Source organism: Bradyrhizobium sp. USDA 4501, from assembly GCF_054062115.1.
The window spans coordinates 6,511,622-6,530,102 of sequence record NZ_JBSSEX010000001.1 but is presented as its reverse complement, the minus strand read 5'-3'; the positions used below and the strand labels follow the sequence as shown (position 1 = coordinate 6,530,102).

Here is an 18,481-nt window from a genome sequence, read left to right as displayed (position 1 = left end):
CGGGCAATCCGGCGTAAAACCCCCGCAAAGCGGGTTGTTTCCGGTCAAAAACACACCGTCGTTTGATCTACCCAGCTTTTTTCAAACTGCTATCCTGTCGTTGCGGACAAGCCGGTTTTTGCGGGGACCGACTGGTCTGTTTTCGATTGATTCCGCGGAGACGACTGGAATGCCCAAAGGTACAGTGAAGTGGTTCAACCCGACCAAGGGTTATGGATTCATCCAGCCCGCATCGGGCGGCAAGGACATTTTCGTTCATATTTCAGCAGTTCAGAAGGCTGGCCTTCAGACCCTCAACGAAGGTCAGTCGGTTGAATACGAAGAGATTGCAAATCGCGGCAAGACGTCAGCCGAAAATCTCAAGGTCTAGCGTCACAGCGCCAGATCCGGCGGCGCACTCTCGGACGCCATCCGGGAGTGGGGGCCGATCCACACACCAGACAACGTGACGTTCGGCGGGGCGGGCACGATGCCCGCGCGCCATGGCGTTGAACTATATGGCGTTGAACTATTTCGGCGGCCACCGCTCGCGCGCCGACAACAGCCTTTTGCGCCGGGAAGCGCGCGGCTGCGCATTGCAGCATCACAGGCACGTGCCGCTCTGGCCGTTGCCGCACGGCACCCGCTTCGACAGCTGCTGAACCTTGCGCTTCGACTCGGCCTGCGCCAGCACGTCGAACACGCTTGACGGGGTGAGCTGCGTGGCCTTGCGGAAGTCCTCGGTCGCCTTGTCGACATGGTTGAGCGCCTCATGCGCCTTGGCGCGGGCGAACAGGCCCTCAACCGTCTCCTTCTGCGCGATCGCCCGGTCGAGATCCTCGACCGCCTTGTCGTAGTTGCGCAACGCCGACCAAGTGATGCCGCGCAATGTCAGCGCCGACTGATAATCGGGCCGCGCAGAGAGGATGAAGTTGAGATCCTTCATCGCGTTATCCGGCTTCTTCAGCCCGAGATAGGCCCGGGCGCGCAGCACATGCGGGAAAGCATCGTTGGGCGCCCGCGTGATGATCTGGTCGAAGGCGGCGATGGCGCGGTCGTACTGGGAGGAAGTCAGCATCGCGAGCCCGCGGCCGAGCTGTGCCGTCGGATTGTTCGGGCTTCGCTCCAGCACAGCGTCGATATCGACCAGTCCCTCATCTGCGCGGCCCTTGAGCATCAACGCGAGGCCGCGCCACGATTTGGCGATCAGATTGGTCGGCACCAGCGCCAGGGCCTGATCGAAATCCAGCAGCGCCTTGTCGAGCTGATTGAGGCCGATATGGGCGAGTCCACGCTCTGTGAAAGCGAGCGTCTCCTTGGGATTGAGCGAGATCGAATGATCGTAGTCGGCGAGCGCGTCCTGCACCTTGCCGGTGCCGGCCTTGACGAGGCCACGCGCCAGATACGCCAACGAATTGTTCTGATCGAGCGTGATGGCACGGCCGGCGTCGGCCATCGCTTGATCGAACTGCCGCGTGCCGGCGGCATTGAGCGCGCGGGCCGCCAGCAGCTGCGGATCGTCCGGCTTGACCTTGAGCAGGGCATTGAGATCGTTGCGCGCGTCCGCCGACCGGCCGAGCTTTGAATAGGCCACTGCACGCAGGCGCAGCGCAGCCTCGTTGCGGGGATCGCCGCCCAGCACCTGGGTGAGATTGGCAACGGCGCCCGCGTAGTTGCCCTGTGCGACGAGCTGCTTGGCCTGCTCGACCTGCTGGTTACCCGCCGCCGGCCCGGCTGGCCGCGCCGGCGGCGCGCCTGGAGCCGGTGCGGCCTGCGGCGGCGCGGCGCCGCCTGCTGCCTTGGCGAGTTCGGCCTGCATCGTGACCGCCTGCTGGCGCTGCTGCTGGATCTCCTTGTTGTCGGGAAGCACCGCCAACAACCGGTCGAAGTCGGCAATCGCGCGGGCATAGTCACCCTTGGCGCTGTAGAGCTGGGCACGGGCGAAATAAGCGTTGCGCTCGGCCTGCGGCGCCTGCGCGATCGCACGCGAGAAATCCTCGATCGCTTTATCCATGTCGCCCTTGCGGCGATGGGCCTGACCCCGCCAGTAGAATGCATTCGGCGTGCCGGCGTTGACGGCAATCGCGGTGTTGGCGTCGGCCACCGCCGCATCGGGCTGTCCGGTTTCGACATAGGCCCGCGCGCGCCCGACACGGGCAGCGGGAAGATCCTGCCGCAACGTGATCGCCTGGTCGTAATCCGAGATCGCATCGCTCCAGGCGTGCTGGTCGGCGCGCAGATTGCCGCGCGCCAGGAAGCCGAACGGGTTCTTCGGCTCGAGCTCGATCGCGCGATCGAAATCGGCGCGGGCCTGATCCAAGCTGCCCTTGCGTTGCTGGACATAGCCGCGCGCGATCAGCGCCGGCACGAATTGTCCATTCAGCTGCACCGCTGCATCGGCATCGCTGAGGGCCTGATCGATCTTGCCGCGCGCGATGCCAAATCGCGAGCGGCCGGTGAAGGCCTTGGTGCGGTCCTCCGTGGAGCGTGCGGTATCGTTGATGATGCCCGAGCACGCCGCCTCGACCTTGTCCGTCGGCGGCCCGCTGCAATCCTCGACATCGCCCGCGCGGGCCGGACCGGCGAGCACGGGCCAAAGTAGCAGCGCAAGCGCCAGCAGCTGCGGGAAACGAACGCCGCGGGTGGCGGCATCAATGCAGATCGAACGTGAACGCATATGGTAGCCTCGGGTTGACCGAATGCTGCCGGTGTTAACGCGTCACTTGGTTCTTATGGTGATCGGCACTGAACGTATTTTTTGGAACCATATCGTGCGAAGCTATTGTTCGAATCCTGGCGTTCGGTTCCAACGCTATCCCTGCGATCCATGAGGATGGAACAGCGCGGAACGCGCAGCTGCGACGCTCAGCCGTTCAATCTTCCGTCACCCATTTGGCGACGGTCATGACATCAGGCGGTTGCAGATAGCCGCGGGGCCAGAGATCGACCGCCCATTCCACCTTGGTCGCGCGCTCGACGAGAACGGCGGTGTTGTGCGGCGTTTGCACCAACGAAAATCCGCGGTAGTGGGGATCCCCAACGTCATGAAACCTGAACAGGTTCCACGCCTGCATCACCAGCATCAGGCTGGTCGTGTTCCGCGTCGTGTCCCAGCAATCATAATTGTGTTTGTCGTCGTTGGCGCGGAAATCCGCTTTCGCCACGCGCTTGTCGGTGCCGAGGATCGGCCCCATGCGCCGGTCGAACCAGATCACGGCCTTTTGCACGGCCGCGCGTTCGGCGGCGGCATTGGCGCGGCCCGTGGCCATGATCTTGGCCAGAGCCGCCCGGTCGGCTGCGCTGAAGTCGAGCATCTCGCGACGCCGGCAGACGAAGCCGTAACAGACGGTCATCCCCGTCGCCGACGGCGGATAGATCGAGACCGAGGTGTAGAGCTGCAGGATGCCGGAGCTGAGCTCGGCCGCGCGGGCCGGCATGGCCGACGGCAACGACAGCATGAGCACAGCAAGCGCGCCGGCAAATCCGGCCCGCTTCATTCGTATCGGCTGATCAGCGTCTTTCATGAACCACCGCCCCAACTCGACCAAAGGATTATCGCGGGCGTGTCGCGATGCCAAGACATCCGGCGCATGGCTGTGGATCAGACCGGCAGCGGCGCGTCGCGCTTGACTTCCTCCATCACCGCGTAGGTTCGCGTTTCCCGCACGCCCGGCAGCGCCAGCAGGGTCTCGCCGAGAAACTTGCGATAGGCGGTCATGTTGGCGACCCGCGCCTTGACCAGATAGTCGAAGCCGCCGGCCACCATGTGACACTCGAGCACTTCCGGCGCGGTCTGGACCGCCCTGGCGAACTTCTCGAATACATCGGGCGTGGTCTTGTCGAGCAGCACCTCGACAAACACCAGCAGGCCAAGCCCGAGCCGGTGCGGATTGAGCCGGGCGCCATAGCCCTCGACGAAGCCGTCGCGCTGCAGCCGCTTCAACCGTTCGCCGACCGAGGTCGGCGACAGGCCGATCCTTTCCGCCAACTCCACATTGGCAATCCGGCCATCCCCTTGCAGGATCGAGAGGATTTTGCGGTCAGTCTTGTCGATTTCTGTCATATCTACGGTAATTCTCGAATTGATCCTGATTTTTTAAGGCAAATCTGCTAATTTGTCTATCGAACTACGGTTCACTAGCGCGTACGTGTTCCCACACAATCTCAAGGAACCGCCATGCCAGACCCGTTGCCGCTCCCGCCCCCGTTCAGCGCGCCGTATGCGCCAGACGACAGCGCCATCGCCGCCCGCCTGCGCCAGGACGCGACGCTCGGCGCGGAGGCGGAGGCACGGATCGACCGCACCGCGACGCGCCTGATCGAGGCGATCCGGGCCAATGACGATCCGCTCGGCGGGATCGAGGACATGTTGCGGGAGTTCGCGCTGTCGACCAAGGAAGGGCTGGCGCTGATGGTGCTGGCGGAGGCGCTGCTGCGGGTGCCGGACGCGCGTACCGCCGACCAGTTCATCGAGGACAAGCTCGGTCAGGGCGACTTCGTCAACCACGAGACCAGATCGAGCGCGTTCCTGGTCAACGCCTCGGCCTGGGCGCTCGGCATGTCGGCGCGCGTGATCCAGCCCGGCGAGACGCCGCAGGGCACGATCGGGCGGCTGACGAAGCGACTCGGTGCGCCGGCGGTGCGCGCCGCGACACGGCAGGCGATGCGGCTGATGGGCAGCCATTTCGTGCTCGGCGAGACCATCGAGGCGGCGCTGTCGCGCGCGCAATCGCACACGGCGCGCGGCTCGCGCTATTCGTTCGACATGCTCGGCGAGGGTGCGCGCACCGCCGACGATGCCCATCGCTATTTCGAATCCTACGCCCGCGCCATCGATGCGATCGGCAAGGCGGCCGGCGATCAGCCCCTGCCCGACCGGCCCGGCATCTCGGTGAAACTCTCCGCGTTGCACCCACGCTTCGAGGCGGTGAGCCACGCGCGGGTGATGACCGAGCTGGTGCCGCAGCTGATCGATCTCGCGCGCCGCGCCAAGGCGTTCGACCTCAACTTCACCGTCGATGCCGAGGAGGCCGACCGGCTGGAGCTGTCGCTCGACGTCATCGCCGCCGCATTCGCCGACCCCTCGCTCGCCGGCTGGAGCGGCTTTGGCCTCGCGATCCAAGCCTATCAGAAGCGCGCCGCCGACGTCATCGACTATGTCGATGCGCTGACGCGTGCGCTGGATCGCAGGATGATGGTGCGCCTGGTCAAGGGCGCCTATTGGGACACCGAGATCAAGCGCGCGCAGGAGCGCGGGCTCGACGGCTATCCGGTGTTCACCCGCAAGGCGATGACCGACCTGAACTACGTCGCCTGCGCGCGCAAGCTGCTGGCGCTGCGGCCTCGGCTGTTTCCGCAATTCGCCACCCACAACGCGCTGACGGTCGCAACCATCCTCGAACTCGCCGACGATCCCTCAAGCTTCGAATTCCAGCGGCTGCACGGCATGGGCGAAGCGCTCTACGCCCAGCTCGGCGAGGACAGGCCCGAGATCGCCCACCGCACCTATGCGCCGGTCGGCAGCCACCGCGACCTGCTCGCCTATCTGGTGCGGCGGCTGCTCGAGAACGGCGCCAACTCGTCCTTCGTGGCGCTGGCCGCCGACAATCGCGTGTCCATCGTGGACCTGCTGCGCCGCCCGGCCGAGATCGTCGGCACCGACGACAAGGCGTCGCACTCCGCGATTCCGTTGCCGGCCGAGCTTTATTGGCCGCAGCGCGAGAACTCGCACGGCATCGAATTCGGCGAACGCAAGGCGCTCGGCGCGCTGACGTCGGCGATCGCGGCCGAACGGAAGGCTTCGCCTTCCGTCACGCCATCAACCACCGAGCAGGCGAATGCCGCCGTTGCCGCGGCGCGCCGCGGCTTCAAGGCCTGGAACGCCACGCCGGCCATAAAGCGTGCGGCGATCCTGGACAAGGCCGCGGAGCTGCTCGAGCAGCGCCGCGCCCACTTCCTCGCTCTGCTGCAAAGCGAGGGCGGCAAGACGCTCGATGATGCGCTATCGGAAGTGCGCGAGGCGATCGACTTCTGCCGCTACTATGCCGCGCTGGGGCAAAAGCTGTTAGGCGAAGGCGAGACGATGCCGGGCCCGACCGGCGAAAGCAATGTGCTGGAGCTGCACGGCCGCGGCGCGTTCGTCGCGATCTCGCCGTGGAATTTCCCGCTCGCGATCTTCCTCGGCCAGGTGACGGCGGCATTGATGGCGGGCAATGCGGTGATCGCAAAGCCGGCCGAGCAGACGCCGCGCATCGCAGCCGAAGCCGTTGCCATGCTGCATCAGGCCGGCGTGCCGCCATCGGCGCTGCATCTGATCCAGGGCGACGGCGCGGTCGGCGCCGCGCTGGTGGCGCATCCCACCATCGCCGGGGTCGTCTTCACCGGCTCGACGGAGGTCGCGCGGTCGATCAACCGCACGCTCGCCGCCAAGGACGGCCCGATCGTGCCGCTGATCGCCGAAACCGGCGGCATCAATGCCATGATCGTCGACGCCACCGCGCTGCCCGAGCAGGTCGCCGATGACGTCGTGACCTCGGCGTTCCGCTCCGCCGGCCAGCGCTGCTCGGCGCTGCGGCTGCTGTTCGTGCAGGACGACGTCGCCGACCGCATGATCGAGATGATCGCCGGCGCCGCGCGCGAATTGAAGATCGGCGATCCCTCCGAACCGTCGACGCATATCGGACCGGTGATCGATGCCGACGCCAAGCAGCGGCTCGATGCGCATATCGCGCAAATGAAGCAGGAGGCGCGCGTGCATCTCGCCGGCGAGGCGCCATCAGGCAATTTCGTCGCGCCGCACATCTTCGAACTGTCGGCGGCCGGGCAATTGAAGGAAGAGGTGTTCGGCCCGATCCTGCATGTGGTGCGCTACCGCGCCGACAAGCTCGGCGAGGTGCTGAGTGCGATCGAGGCGACCGGGTTCGGGCTGACGCTCGGCATCCATTCCCGCATCGACGACACGATCGAGCACGTGATCGAGCGCCTCCAGGTCGGCAATATCTATGTCAACCGCAACATGATCGGCGCGGTGGTCGGCGTGCAGCCGTTCGGCGGCAGCGGCCTGTCCGGCACCGGCCCCAAGGCCGGCGGCCCGCATTACCTCGCGCGCTTCGCCACCGAGCAGACGATCACCATCAACACCGCCGCCGCGGGCGGCAATGCGGCGCTGATGGCGGGGGTGGAGTAATACTCATCACCGACATGTCATTCCGGCATGGTGCATGGGCGCCAGGTCCGGAATGACTTGGTTGCATCGTGCCCCCCAGATGGGTCAAATGGCGGTCCGATCGGGATCATTGCTTGCGATAATTCCAGCTACCGGAAAAACACCAACAAGCGCCACGGGAGCGACGGCACGATGGAAAAAGGCATTTTTGACGGGCTCAAGGTCCTGGACTGCGCGAGCTTCATCGCGGCACCCGCGGCCGCCACCGTGCTGTCCGACTTCGGCGCCGACGTCATCAAGATCGAGCCGCCCGGCGCCGGCGATCCCTATCGCAATCTGCCCAATCTGCCCGGCTATCCATCGAGCGAGCACAATTTCGCGTGGATGCTGGAGGCCCGCAACAAGAAGAGCCTCGCGCTCGACCTCACCAAGCCTGACGCGCAGCAGGTGCTGTACAAGCTCGTCGCCGAGGCCGACGTGTTCATCACCAACATGCCGCCGCAGGTGCGCGCAAAGCTCGGCATCACCTACGACCATCTTGCCCATCTCAACGACCGGCTGATCTACGCGTCCTTCACCGGCTATGGCGAGAAGGGCGAAGAGGCCAACAAGCCCGGCTTCGACTCCAACGCCTATTGGGCCCGCTCCGGCCTGATGGATCTCGTGCGCGCCGACGAGGAGACCACGCCGGCCCGTTCCGTCGCCGGCATGGGCGATCACCCCTGCGCGATGGCGTTCTACGGCGCGATCGTCACCGCGCTGTTCCAGCGCGAGAAGACCGGCAAGGGCTCGCACGTCTCGACCAATCTGATGGCCAACGGCGTCTGGGCCAATGGCGTGCTGGCGCAGGCCAAGCTCGCCGGCGCCAAGTTCAAGAAGCGCAAGCCGCGCGAGGAGGCGCTGAACGCGGTCACCAACCACTATAAGTGCAAGGACGGCCGCTGGCTGATCCTGTCGCTGCTCAACGAAGACCGGCAATGGCCAACGCTGGCGCGCTGCATGGGCCGCGAGGATCTCGTCGCCGATCCGCGCTTCGCCACCAAGGCGGACCGCCATGCGCGCTCGGTCGAGCTGATCAAGATCTTCGACGAGGTGTTCGCCGGCAAGGACCTCGCCGAATGGCGCAAGATCCTCGACGGCAACGGTCTCGTGTTCGGCGTCGTCGGCATCCTCGACGACATCCCGAACGACAAGCAGATGATCGAGAACGAGGTGCTGGTGCGCTTCGAGAACGACACCATGCTGACCGTCAACAGCCCGATCTTCATCGACGGCGCGAGGAAGGTGCAGCCGCGCAAACCGCCCGAGGTCGGCGAGCATTCCGACGAGATCCTGCGCCAGGCCGGCTACGACGAGGCCACGATCCAGAAGCTGCGCGCGTCGGGCGCGGTGGCGTAGCGAACTAACCACCTTCGTGAGTAGCCCGGATGGAGCGAAGCGAAATCCGGGACAAGTCTCGCAATCGGATCACGCAATCCCGGATTTCGCTTCGCTCCATCCGGGCTTCTGTAACGGGCCTTGGTTAGTCAATCCCTTTTCGCGTCATCCACTCGCCGGGCACTTGCTTCTGTACGGGATCGGCGCGAAGGCCGTCGCCTGATGGGGTGCATTGAGGAGCCGGCCGGCCAATCTACGGATTGCGTGGTCGTGAGCCACTTCCCGGATGGCGGCCTGACCGGATCCATCGTCCCAGCGGAGGGACTTCGCTCGGGGAGAGCCTGGTGTCGTGGCCCGCCCGGAACCGATTGCTGCTCCTGGCTAGATGGCCTTGGTCATCGGGTTGAACGGTTTGGTGTCGGCGAGCATGCGATGCAGGATCACGGCGAGCTTGCGAGCCAGCGCTACCTTGGCCTTGCGCATGCCTGCGCGCCGGGCGATCCGCATCGCCCAGCTCTTCAATGCCGAGCAATTCTTGACCGGCTTGGTCAGCATGACGTGAGCTGCCTGGTAGAGTGCCTCGCGCACGGAGGCATCCCCGATCTTGCTGATGCGGCCGGTGTAGTCGGTCTCACCGGACTGGTACTTCTTCGGGGTGAGCCCAAAGTGGGCTCCCGTGGCCTTCGAGGAGCGGAAGCGCTTCGGGTCGTCGATCGCCGCGGCATAGGTGAGCGCCACGATCGGACCAACGGACGGCGTTGTCATCAGGAGCTTGGCGGATGGATGCGTCCTGGCGAGCTTCTGGGTGTGCTTGTCCAGGCTCTTGAACTCCCGCAGCAGCACCGCATGGGCTTGGAGCAGCGCCGCCGCGACCAACTCCAGTCCGGGATGGCCGGTCACGAGCTCGCGGATGCGTCCGGCGAACGTGCGCTCGGTGGTCGCACCGACCTTCAGGCCAAAACCGCGAAGTATGCCGCGCAGGCTGTTCTCGACATCGCGAAGCTTGGATTGCAGCAGCTTGCGCGCCGTCAGGATGGCGCGGGTCTCCTGCGCCGCGACCGACTTGCAGTGCACCGGCCGGAACCAGCCGAGCCGCATCAACTGCGCGATCCGGCGGGCATCGTTGCGGTCCGTCTTCACCGGCATCGACTTGAAGGCTTCGCGAACGTGCCGCGTTTCCAGCAGCTCGACCGCAAGCCCTGCGTCTCGCAGACCCGCATACAGCCATTGCGACAAGGGGCCTGCCTCCAGCCCGATCCGTTCCAGTACCAGACCCAGCGACCGGAACCAGGCGATCAGCGCCGCCGGCTCGCTCGCAACCTTCGTCTCGCGCAAAATCTTGCCTGTCCCATCGACAAGGCAAACGCTCGAGCATTCCAAAGACACGTCAATTCCTGCATAGTGGTACATGGTCGTCCCTTAATGATGCTTGGAGCGGGCTTGCCCGACTCCGTTGAACACCATCAGTTTGAGGGACGACCGCCTTCCAACCAACAGGCCGCTCGCGAGCGCGCTTCCAAATTGCGCCGTAGCGAGCGGGCGGCCGGCCCGTTACCCCATCTACTAGGTCAGCGAGCATTCCATCGCAGGCATCCAACGCCTAGAAAGCTATCTTTTCATCCAGGCCCAGACCAGGACCACAACGATGATGCCGAGGATGACCGCGAGCCCGATCGCCCAGCTGCTGACGCGGACGGCGCTGACCGCCTGACGCTCGGCCTCGTTGGCCGCGATCTCGCGGTCGCGCTGCTTGTCGTCCTCGGGAGCACTCATCGGCCGGTCTCCGCTCAAGGCTGGGCTGTTCGGGGCATGGTCGCAACGTGGAATGTAGCATCGAATAATGACGCGCAGCGGCTTCGGTTCCGGCGGAAATCACCGGCCCTTCACGAAGCACATGCCGATGCGCGAGGCCTTCCCGGCAACCTGGCAGGCAAGGCCGTCGGCGCAGGTCCAGCCGCGGAAGCTGCGGTCGGTCTCGGCGGGCCTCGCGCCCGGCAGATAGCAATGCGCGCCCCAGCCGTCGCTGTATTCGGTGCCGGCAAGTTCCGCGCTGCCGCGCTGCTGCGGCCGGTTGGAGAAGCCGCGCGAAAAGTCCGGCGCCTTGCCGTCGCGGAAGCTTGCGAGGATATCGCGGCGGCGAGGCTGGTCGCCGAAGAAATGCGGCGAGGCCGGCACCACGGTGGAGTTCGACGGCTTTGCCGCCATCCAGTCGACGCCGGGGAAATGGAAGCCGCCGATGCCGCGGGTCTGGTGACAGCCCGCGCAGGTGACATCGTTGAGGCGCCGCTCGAAGCCGGCCAGCGACTGGATGTTTTGCAGCTTCGTTCCGTCGGCCGCAGCCTTCTGCAGGGCGCCGACGACGTCACCATCGGAGAACACCGCATTGCCGGCCGTGCCCTCACCCTGCACCATGCCGAATTCGGGCTCCAGCTCGCTGACATCGAAACCAGTCGGCGTCGGCGCGACCGCTACGGTCGCGAGGAAGCGATCGGGGATCAGCAAGGTGCCGCGATCGAGCTCGGCAAGATGTTTGGGATCGAGCAACCACGCCTTGAAGTCGCGCCTCAGTGCCCCGTCCGCCAGAATACGGTCGCGATCGATCTGGTTCTCCAGCGGCGCTTCGGCAAACCGTTTTGCCACGCCGTCATAATCGAACACTTTGAGCAGATAGTCGGTGCGGAAATCGCGCACCGCGGATTTCGGCGCGTGCGCGATCTGCAGATTGGTCTCGATACGATCGATATTGCGCGCATCGATCAGGTCGAGCGGACCATCCTTGCCGAGCAACTTCTCCATCGCCGGCGGCGCGCTGCCGGTCGCGAGCCAGCGCCGCGCGATTTCGCGGCAGCCGAGCGATGCGTCGTTGCCGTCGCCTTTCGCCTTCAGCACGAGGTTCAGCGTCATCGGCAGCCGCTGCGACACCGCGTTCTCGCCGATCGGCGACACATCGGTACGGGTCAGCCGGTAGATCAACCGGATCTCGCCGCAATCTTTCGGCGCCACATAGGCGCGGTCCATGCGGTTGACGATGCCTGACAGCACGAAGCGGACGTCGGAGGATTCAAGTAGCGCGCGATCGAACAGCTGAAACGCGAAGCCGTCGCCGATGCCGATGCTCTCATTCGGCAGGCTTGCTTTATGCTTTGCGACATAGCGATCGAACTCGCGATCCAGCGCCTCGCGCACCGGAACCATCGCGGCGAGCCCGAACAGATCACGGTTGGACAGCGGCGTGTCGGCGGAACGCTTCGGCGCGAGCATCCGGCCGAGGTTGAAGCGGCCGTGATCGAGCTCGCGCAGAATGGCGGGATCGATAACCGCCGCGCCGCGCTCGAGCGCGCGATCCTCGGCGGCACGTCCAGGCGCGGCGCCGCAGAGCAGAACGGACATCACCAGAAGGCATTTCAGCGCGCGGCTCATGCCCCCACTAACACCGCGCGGCAAACCCTATTCAAGAAAAAAAGGCGCTTCACATCGTGGTGAAGCGCCTTGGTGTTGTCGGGTTGCGGAGATCAGCGCGAAACGATCAGGCCCTTGCTGGTGACGACCACCCAACGGCCGTCCTGCTTGCGGATGGCATCGACGCGGCCGAGACCGGGGACGGGGTCGCCCGCGTAAACCTCGTAGATGCCGCCGCGGCCTTCGATCAGCGCGCCGCCATTGCCGACGTCGCGCAGCGACCAGCCGTCGACCACCGGCAGGCGGCCGACCTCTGGCCTGGGGGCGGCCGGCGCCGCCGCGGCAGTCGCCGGGGTGATCGAGCCCGTGACCTCGCGGGCGGGCGTCGCCGCGGCGACGGTGGTCTGCGGCGCGGCGCGGAGCTTGTCGACCGCCTCGCTGAGCTTGTTGAGCTTGGCCATCGGGTCGGCCTGGGCCTTCTCGACCTTCTCGATCCGGTCATTGGTCTTGCTGAACTGGGCCTGGCCGGCCTTGGCGGTCTGCTCGACGCTGGCCTTCAGCGCGGCGACCTCGGATTCGATCCGGGCGAGCGCGGCATCGGCCGCCTCCTTGTTGGCGGCGGCGTCCTTGGCAGCCACATCCCTGACGGAGGCAGCAGCGGGGGCGGCGAGATGGCCGAGCCCCGCGGTCGCGAGCGCACCGCCGATGGCGCCGGCCACGGTCGCCAGCGCGATCACCGCGGCCATCGCGCCGATCCGGCGCGTGCCGGCCGGCTTGCCTGCCGCCTTGGCCGCCTGTTCGGCGCCTGGCCTGGATGCGGTCGCCTCATGGTCCCAGGTGCGGTCACCCGGCGCCATGATCATCAGCTTGCCCGGAAAATGCGGCTCTTCCCGCTTGCCGGTCGCGACCCTGGGCACGTCCATATTGGTCGGCTCGACCTTGGCCTCGACCTTCGGCTCGATCATGGACTCGATCTTGGGCGGTTCAACCTTTGAGGGTTCAACCTTCGAGGGTTCAACCTTGGGCGCGTCCATCCGGGGCGCGTCCGCCTTTGGCGACGTCTCTTCCTGCTCGGGCGCAAGCCGGGGAGCTTCGACACCGGTCGCGGCCATCACGGGCTCGCTTTTCGCCGCCATTTCGGCGCCGGTTTGACCGCTGACCGGCTCGCTCTGCTGCTCACTCACGTTCAAAGTCTCCAGACTAGGTTGACAATTCGGTAACTTTTATTGCTTGCGAAATGGTTACCCCGCTCCGCCATTACCTAAATTTTAGGGAGTTTTCCGGACCGGATTTAGGCGATGCTGCCCTGCGGCAATCTGCGCCGCTTCCGTTTGCGCGCGGCGCTTTCCCGATTAACATACCGTCATCTTCCAGCCAGAAGGCAGGAGAGCGCCATGACGATCGAGAAATGCATCAAGGAATTTGGTGTCGATGACGTCATCTTTGAGGAAGGCTCGACCGGCCGCGAGCTGTTTGTCGTGCTCGACGGCAAGGTCGACATCGCCAAGATCGATCGCGGAAACAAGACTGTTATCGTCAGCCTCGGCAAGGGCGAGTTCTTCGGCGAGATGGCCGTGATCGACGGCTCGGCGCGCTCGGCGACCGCCATCGCCTCCGCGCCCGCAACGCGGGTGATGCGGATCAACCACGCCCGCTTCGTCTATCTGGTCAGCCAGCAGCCGGCGTTCGCGCTGATGGTGATGGATGCGCTCTCGAAGCGCCTGCGCGCATCCAACGCGGTCACTTACCGGACGGCGGCAACCCCATGAGCGACCGCAAGCCAAGCCCGTTCAAGACGCTGTTCGACGCCGAGGTCGCAACGCTGATCCAGGCCGCCGACGACGTCTATCAGATCCGCTTCAAGAACCGTGCGGCGAACGCCTATCTGGTGCGCGGCAGCAAACGGACCATCATGATCGACGTCGGACTGTCGAGCAATTATCCGTCGCTCGTCGCCTGTCTCAACCATCTCGGGGTGACGCCCGAGATGGTCGACATGGTGGTGCTGAGCCATGAGCATCTCGACCACATCGGCGCGGCGTACCATTTCCACGGCAGCGCCTACGTCGCCGCGCACCGGCTCGCCGCCAACAAGATCATGCTGCGCGACGATTTCTCGATGCTGCGCAAGATGTTCAACGAGCCGAACGTGCCGATCGATATCGACATCTGGCTCGAGGAAGGCAACCTGATCGACCTCGGCAATTTCCGCCTCAACGTGATGTACACGCCCGGCCACACCTCGGCCTGCATCACGCTGTTCGACCAGGACAAGGGCCTGCTGTTCGCCGCCGACACGCTGATGCCCGGCGGCGTGATGGGCGGCGTGTTCGGCTCCGGCTCGATCGCCGACTATATCCAGTCGCTGGAGCGGCTGAAGGGCCTCAACTCGAAGATCCTGCTGTCGGGACATGGCCGGCTGTCCGACACGCCACAGGACGATGTGCGGATCGCGCTGCAGCGCTCGCACGGCCTGCTCGAGGACACCGCGCAACTGTTCGATGCACTCGATGCGCGCTCGAATTTCGAGCCGATCATGCAGTCGGTGCGCGACCTCAACAAGCTCGACGATTGAGCTCAGTTCCTCCCCGTCGTTGCGAGCCAACGGGTCGCAATGACGTTCGGGCGACCGAGCGCCTTCACATTTGACAAATCCGCGCCCGGCCTGTTCAACAGCGGCAACAACAACGTTGAAGAAACAGGGAGCGAGGATCATGAAGCTTTACGACTCGATCGGACCCAATCCGCGCATCGTGCGCATGTTCATGGCGGAGAAGGGCATCGAGATACCCAAACAGGCCGTCGACCTGCGCAAGGGCGAGAACCGCGAGACGGAACACCTGAAACGCAATCCGCACGGCCAGATGCCGGCGCTCGAGCTCGACTGCGGCAACTACCTCTCCGAGATCACGGCGATCTGCGAATATCTCGAGGAGAAGCACCCCTCGCCCGCGATGATCGGCACCACGCCGGAAGAGCGCGCGGAATGCCGGATGTGGACGCGCCGCGTCGATCTCAACATCGCCGAGCCGCTCGCCAACGGCTACCGCTTCGGCGAAGCGCTGAAATTCTTCGAGAAGCGCATTCCCGTTGCGCCCGAAGCCTCGCCCGGCCTGAAGATGATCGCCGCCAACCGCATCAAATGGCTTGACGACCAGATGGCCGACGGCCGCGACTACATCTGCGGCAAGCGCTTCACGCTCGCCGACATGCTGCTCTATTGCTGGCTCGATTTCGGCAACCAGGTCGGCCAGCCGCTGGACCAGTCGAACGCCAACATCGTCGCCTGGTTCAACCGCGTCGGCGCGCGGGCATCGGTGAAGGCGTAAAAGGCGGTCGTCTTATCCTCCCCTCGAGGGGGAGGATTGGTTCGCATGAAGCGTAGCGCAATGCGAACCGAGGTGGGTGATCTCTCCCCTCGGGTAGCGTTCACGCGGAGAGACCTTCACCCCACCTCGCCGCTCATTGCATTCGCGTCGATCCTCCCCCTCCAGGGGAGGATGAAGAGCACCCGACCACTCAGTCCCTAAATCACCACCGGCTTGTCCGGCAGCTCGTTCGGGCCGGCCGGTGGCGGGAAATGCTTTGCCAGCTCGCGCGACACCGCCTCGATCCCCTTGATCACGCCCTGCTCGAACCGGCCGGCCCGGAAATCCGTTTCCATCGTGCGGCAGATCGCCTCCCAGCCGGCATGGCCGACCTTCGCGTCGATGCCGCGGTCGGCGACGATCTCGACGTCGCGGTCGGCGAGCAACAGATAGATCAGGACGCCATTGTTGTGATCGGTGTCCCAGATCCGCAAATGCGAGAACACGTCGAGCGCGCGCTCCCGCGCAGGCTGATTGCGGAACAGCGGCACGCCGTCGAGCGCGCCCTCGACGACGAAACGGATCTGGCCGGAATGAGTGGCCTCACCGGCCTTGATCGCCCGCTCGATGGCGTCGAGCACGCGCGGCGGAAAATCACGCCGCACCCGCCAGCGGTGCTCGAGCAGATGCTTGCCGATGCGCTTGATGCCCATGCCTACCAGCTCCCCGAGGCGCCGCCGCCGCCGAAGCTGCCGCCTCCGCCGCTGAAGCCGCCGCTATCGCTCGAGCTCGAGCCGCTGCTCCAGCCCCCGCCGCCGGAATAACCGCCGCCGCGCCGGTACGGTCCCGAGCCTGCCGTCGGACCGCCGAAGTTCAATCCGCCGAAGATCAGCGCCGCGACGGCGGCGAACAGGCCGACCACCAGCGCCGTGGCGAGCGAGCCGGCTACCATCCAGGTGAAGACGCCGACGACACCGCCGGTCGCGACCGAGCCCAACAACCGCCCCAGTATCCCGCGCAACACGCCGGCCACGATGATGACGATAAAGATCGTCACCGGATTGGCGAAGTCGACCAGGTTCGGCCCTTGCCAATGCTCGGGCTCCGGCGCCGGCAATTGCTCGCCATTGATCAGGCGGATCATCCGGTCGACGCCGGCCGAGATGCCGCCAGCGAAATCGCCGGCCTTGAATTTCGGCGTGATGTCTTCGTCGATGATGCGATGGGTGACGGCATCGCTCAGCACGCCTTCGAGGCCATAGCCGACCTCGATGCGCAAGTGCCGGTCGTTCTTGGCGACGACTAGGAGCGCACCGTCGTCGACCTTCTTGCGCCCGATCTTCCAGGCCTCGGCCACGCGGATCGAGAACTGCTCGATGGTTTCCTCGCCCGTGCTCGGCACGATCAAGACCGCGATCTGGCTGCCCTTGCGGGCTTCCAGATCCTTCAGCCGGTCGGTGAGCGAGGCGACATCGCTCGCCGACAGCGTCCCGGTCTGGTCGACGACGCGGCCGGTGAGCGGAGGCACTGCGACCTCGGCCCATGCCGGGCACACGAAGCCCAGCAGGAAGGCGAGCAGGATGACGCGTGCGGCGGTCATCGCGATGCGCGCGCCGGCGCTATTTCGACGGCGCGGGAGCCGGTGACGGATTATTGAAATCGACCTTCGGCGCGGTCGATATTTCCTTTTCATTGTCGACCGTGAAGTTGGGCTTCTCCTTGTAGCCGAACGCCATCGCTGTCAGATTGTTCGGGAAGGTGCGGATGCCGACGTTGTAGTCCTGCACTGCCTTGATGTAGCGATTGCGCGCCACCGTGATGCGGTTCTCGGTGCCCTCGAGCTGCGCCATCAGGTCGCGGAACAGCGCGTCCGATTTCAGCTGCGGATAGTTTTCGGTGACGACCAGCAGCCGCGACAGCGCGCTGGTCAGTTCGCCCTGCGCCTGCGTGAACTTCTGGAACGCGGCCGGGTCGTTGAGCACCTCCGGCGTTGCCTGGATGCTGCCGACCTTGGCGCGCGCGTTGGTGACGCCGAGCAGCACGTCCTTCTCCTGCTGCGCAAAGCCCTTCACGGAGTTGACCAGGTTGGGCACGAGATCGGCGCGCCGCTGGTACTGGTTCACCACCTCCGACCAGCTCGACTTGACCTGCTCGTCACTGGTCTGGATCGCGTTGTAGCCGCAGTTGGTCAGGCTCAATGTCGCCAGCGCTGCGAGCACGGTCCAAAGCTTGCGCATGAAGATGGTCCTCCCCGGGTGGATTCTGCGTCAGCGTAACAGATTTTCGCCGGATAATCCCGTGCGGCGGATTTCGCGGCTTCTTTTGCGGATGATGACGCTTGCCTATCCTTGCCCGCGCCGTTCATCATGGCGAAAAAATCGATCGCGGGAGGATCCATTGGCGTCTGAACAATTCGAGACGATTGTTGTCGAACGGCCCGAGCCCGCGATTGCGCGGATCGTGATGAACCGCCCCGAGGCCCGCAACGCCCAGAACCTGCAAATGACCTACGACCTCAACGCCGCCTTCGACCGAGCGGTGCAGGACGACGCGGTCAAGGTCATCATCCTCGCCGGCAACGGCCCGCATTTCTCGGCCGGTCACGATCTCAGGCCAGGGGCCAAGAACCAGGCCGGGGTCGATTTCCCGCCAGTCGGAAATTGGGGCGGCTTCGCCGAGCCGAACGCCCATGGCCGCTTCGCGCGCGAGCAGGAGATCTACCTGCAGATCACAAGGCGCTGGCGCAATCTGGCAAAGCCGACGATCGCCGAGGTGCACGGCAAGTGCATCGCCGGCGGACTGATGCTGGCCTGGGCCTGCGACCTGATCGTTGCCAGCAACGATGCCGAGTTCTGCGACCCCGTCGTGACGATGGGCATCTGCGGCGTCGAGTGGTTCGTGCATCCCTGGGAGCTCGGCGCGCGCAAGGCCAAGGAGATGCTGTTCACCGCCGATGTCTGGAGTGCCGACGAGGCGCATCGCCTCGGCATGGTCAATCACGTGGTGCCGCGCGGCGATCTCTCGTCGTTCACGCTGGCGCTGGCACGGCGGATCGCCGCCAAGCCCGCCTTTGCGCTGAAGCTTTCCAAGGAGGCGGTGAACCGCTCGATCGACATCATGGGGCAGCCTGCCGCGATCGATCAGGCCTTCGCGCTGCATCAGCTCTGCCACGCCCACAACCTTCAGGAATTCGGCATGGTGGTGGACCCCGCGGGTCTGCATCCCTCCGTCAAGAAAACCGCCAACGTGTAGC

The 18,481-nt window shown here is 65.2% G+C and carries 17 protein-coding genes; 7 read left to right on the top strand and 10 right to left on the bottom strand.

The genetic code is table 11. From position 1 onward, the window contains the following. Window positions 1–169: 169 nt before the first annotated feature. Window positions 170–370: a cold-shock protein gene (locus ACVWZM_RS30020; RefSeq protein ID WP_057019268.1), complete on the top strand. Its 201-nt coding sequence runs from the start codon at window positions 170–172 to the stop codon at window positions 368–370. A 213-nt stretch (window positions 371–583) separates the two neighbouring features. On the opposite strand, the gene ACVWZM_RS30015 is transcribed toward ACVWZM_RS30020, so the two are convergent. From ACVWZM_RS30015 to ACVWZM_RS30005, 3 genes are all read right to left on the bottom strand, one after another. Next, on the bottom strand, window positions 584–2,656 hold the full coding sequence (locus ACVWZM_RS30015) for a tetratricopeptide repeat protein (RefSeq protein WP_456855493.1): 2,073 nt from the start codon (window positions 2,654–2,656) through the stop codon (window positions 584–586). A 196-nt stretch (window positions 2,657–2,852) separates the two neighbouring features. Further along, window positions 2,853–3,476, bottom strand: coding sequence for a hypothetical protein (locus ACVWZM_RS30010; protein WP_057019267.1), 624 nt, complete (start codon window positions 3,474–3,476; stop codon window positions 2,853–2,855). Window positions 3,477–3,580: 104 nt separating this feature from the next. Then, window positions 3,581–4,042, bottom strand: coding sequence for an Lrp/AsnC ligand binding domain-containing protein (locus ACVWZM_RS30005; RefSeq protein ID WP_456855492.1), 462 nt, complete (start codon window positions 4,040–4,042; stop codon window positions 3,581–3,583). Between the two features lie 114 nt (window positions 4,043–4,156). Between ACVWZM_RS30005 and putA the strand changes: the two genes are divergently transcribed. Together putA and ACVWZM_RS29995 are read left to right on the top strand one after the other, a co-directional pair. Beyond that, entirely contained in the window at window positions 4,157–7,165 is a 3,009-nt protein-coding gene (putA, locus tag ACVWZM_RS30000; RefSeq protein ID WP_456855491.1) for a bifunctional proline dehydrogenase/L-glutamate gamma-semialdehyde dehydrogenase PutA, read from the top strand. Between the two features lie 171 nt (window positions 7,166–7,336). Further along, window positions 7,337–8,542 (top strand): CaiB/BaiF CoA transferase family protein, encoded by a 1,206-nt coding sequence (locus tag ACVWZM_RS29995; RefSeq protein ID WP_057019265.1) that lies wholly within the window; start codon window positions 7,337–7,339, stop codon window positions 8,540–8,542. A gap of 360 nt (window positions 8,543–8,902) precedes the next feature. On the opposite strand, the gene ACVWZM_RS29990 is transcribed toward ACVWZM_RS29995, so the two are convergent. The 4 genes from ACVWZM_RS29990 to ACVWZM_RS29975 all read right to left on the bottom strand — a co-directional run bounded on the left by ACVWZM_RS29990 (window position 8,903) and on the right by ACVWZM_RS29975 (window position 13,110). Next, window positions 8,903–9,931 (bottom strand): IS110 family RNA-guided transposase, encoded by a 1,029-nt coding sequence (locus tag ACVWZM_RS29990; RefSeq protein ID WP_057016162.1) that lies wholly within the window; start codon window positions 9,929–9,931, stop codon window positions 8,903–8,905. Between the two features lie 198 nt (window positions 9,932–10,129). Further along, complete coding sequence (locus ACVWZM_RS29985; protein WP_168855758.1) at window positions 10,130–10,294, bottom strand: hypothetical protein; 165 nt, start codon at window positions 10,292–10,294, stop codon at window positions 10,130–10,132. A 99-nt stretch (window positions 10,295–10,393) separates the two neighbouring features. After that, on the bottom strand, window positions 10,394–11,941 hold the full coding sequence (locus ACVWZM_RS29980; protein ID WP_456855490.1) for a hypothetical protein: 1,548 nt from the start codon (window positions 11,939–11,941) through the stop codon (window positions 10,394–10,396). A 92-nt stretch (window positions 11,942–12,033) separates the two neighbouring features. Further along, the gene (locus ACVWZM_RS29975; protein ID WP_076830716.1) at window positions 12,034–13,110 is read right to left on the bottom strand and encodes a hypothetical protein; all 1,077 of its coding nucleotides are present in this window, start codon (window positions 13,108–13,110) and stop codon (window positions 12,034–12,036) included. A gap of 204 nt (window positions 13,111–13,314) precedes the next feature. Between ACVWZM_RS29975 and ACVWZM_RS29970 the strand changes: the two genes are divergently transcribed. The 3 genes from ACVWZM_RS29970 to ACVWZM_RS29960 all read left to right on the top strand — a co-directional run bounded on the left by ACVWZM_RS29970 (window position 13,315) and on the right by ACVWZM_RS29960 (window position 15,249). Further along, on the top strand, window positions 13,315–13,689 hold the full coding sequence (locus tag ACVWZM_RS29970) for a Crp/Fnr family transcriptional regulator (RefSeq protein WP_018273297.1): 375 nt from the start codon (window positions 13,315–13,317) through the stop codon (window positions 13,687–13,689). Beyond that, a complete protein-coding gene (locus ACVWZM_RS29965; RefSeq protein WP_057019263.1) occupies window positions 13,686–14,495 on the top strand; it encodes an MBL fold metallo-hydrolase in 810 nt (269 codons plus the stop codon). Before ACVWZM_RS29970 ends, ACVWZM_RS29965 begins: the two co-directional genes overlap by 4 nt. 139 nt (window positions 14,496–14,634) lie before the next feature. Further along, window positions 14,635–15,249, top strand: a complete 615-nt coding sequence (locus tag ACVWZM_RS29960; protein WP_076830713.1) for a glutathione S-transferase family protein — start codon at window positions 14,635–14,637, stop codon at window positions 15,247–15,249. 197 nt (window positions 15,250–15,446) lie between these two features. Here ACVWZM_RS29960 and ACVWZM_RS29955 read toward each other — a convergent pair whose 3' ends face one another. The 3 genes from ACVWZM_RS29955 to ACVWZM_RS29945 are packed head-to-tail and all read right to left on the bottom strand — an operon-like array spanning window position 15,447 to window position 17,465. Further along, window positions 15,447–15,941, bottom strand: coding sequence for a TPM domain-containing protein (locus tag ACVWZM_RS29955; protein WP_057019261.1), 495 nt, complete (start codon window positions 15,939–15,941; stop codon window positions 15,447–15,449). Between the two features lie 2 nt (window positions 15,942–15,943). Continuing rightward, on the bottom strand, window positions 15,944–16,828 hold the full coding sequence (locus ACVWZM_RS29950; RefSeq protein WP_076830712.1) for a TPM domain-containing protein: 885 nt from the start codon (window positions 16,826–16,828) through the stop codon (window positions 15,944–15,946). A gap of 19 nt (window positions 16,829–16,847) precedes the next feature. Further along, window positions 16,848–17,465 carry a LemA family protein gene (locus tag ACVWZM_RS29945; RefSeq protein WP_028334935.1) on the bottom strand — a complete coding sequence of 206 codons (618 nt, stop codon included), beginning with the start codon at window positions 17,463–17,465 and terminating at the stop codon, window positions 16,848–16,850. A gap of 160 nt (window positions 17,466–17,625) precedes the next feature. On the opposite strand from ACVWZM_RS29945, the gene ACVWZM_RS29940 reads away from it, so the two are divergent. Continuing rightward, a complete protein-coding gene (locus ACVWZM_RS29940; protein WP_456855489.1) occupies window positions 17,626–18,480 on the top strand; it encodes an enoyl-CoA hydratase in 855 nt (284 codons plus the stop codon). The last annotated feature ends 1 nt before the right edge of the window (window position 18,481 follow it).

Bases quoted from the DNA above. Each gene is read 5' to 3' on its own strand.
- ACVWZM_RS29990 (WP_057016162.1), bottom strand. From the start codon at position 9,931: ATGTACCACTATGCAGGAATTGACGTGTCTTTGGAATGCTCGAGCGTT.
- ACVWZM_RS30005 (WP_456855492.1), bottom strand. From the start codon at position 4,042: ATGACAGAAATCGACAAGACTGACCGCAAAATCCTCTCGATCCTGCAA.
- ACVWZM_RS29985 (WP_168855758.1), bottom strand. From the start codon at position 10,294: ATGAGTGCTCCCGAGGACGACAAGCAGCGCGACCGCGAGATCGCGGCC.
- ACVWZM_RS29945 (WP_028334935.1), bottom strand. From the start codon at position 17,465: ATGCGCAAGCTTTGGACCGTGCTCGCAGCGCTGGCGACATTGAGCCTG.
- ACVWZM_RS29965 (WP_057019263.1), top strand. From the start codon at position 13,686: ATGAGCGACCGCAAGCCAAGCCCGTTCAAGACGCTGTTCGACGCCGAG.
- ACVWZM_RS29960 (WP_076830713.1), top strand. From the start codon at position 14,635: ATGAAGCTTTACGACTCGATCGGACCCAATCCGCGCATCGTGCGCATG.
- ACVWZM_RS29995 (WP_057019265.1), top strand. From the start codon at position 7,337: ATGGAAAAAGGCATTTTTGACGGGCTCAAGGTCCTGGACTGCGCGAGC.
- ACVWZM_RS29955 (WP_057019261.1), bottom strand. From the start codon at position 15,941: ATGGGCATCAAGCGCATCGGCAAGCATCTGCTCGAGCACCGCTGGCGG.
- ACVWZM_RS29970 (WP_018273297.1), top strand. From the start codon at position 13,315: ATGACGATCGAGAAATGCATCAAGGAATTTGGTGTCGATGACGTCATC.
- ACVWZM_RS29950 (WP_076830712.1), bottom strand. From the start codon at position 16,828: ATGACCGCCGCACGCGTCATCCTGCTCGCCTTCCTGCTGGGCTTCGTG.
- putA (WP_456855491.1), top strand. From the start codon at position 4,157: ATGCCAGACCCGTTGCCGCTCCCGCCCCCGTTCAGCGCGCCGTATGCG.
- ACVWZM_RS29980 (WP_456855490.1), bottom strand. From the start codon at position 11,941: ATGAGCCGCGCGCTGAAATGCCTTCTGGTGATGTCCGTTCTGCTCTGC.
- ACVWZM_RS30010 (WP_057019267.1), bottom strand. From the start codon at position 3,476: ATGAAGCGGGCCGGATTTGCCGGCGCGCTTGCTGTGCTCATGCTGTCG.
- ACVWZM_RS30015 (WP_456855493.1), bottom strand. From the start codon at position 2,656: ATGCGTTCACGTTCGATCTGCATTGATGCCGCCACCCGCGGCGTTCGT.
- ACVWZM_RS30020 (WP_057019268.1), top strand. From the start codon at position 170: ATGCCCAAAGGTACAGTGAAGTGGTTCAACCCGACCAAGGGTTATGGA.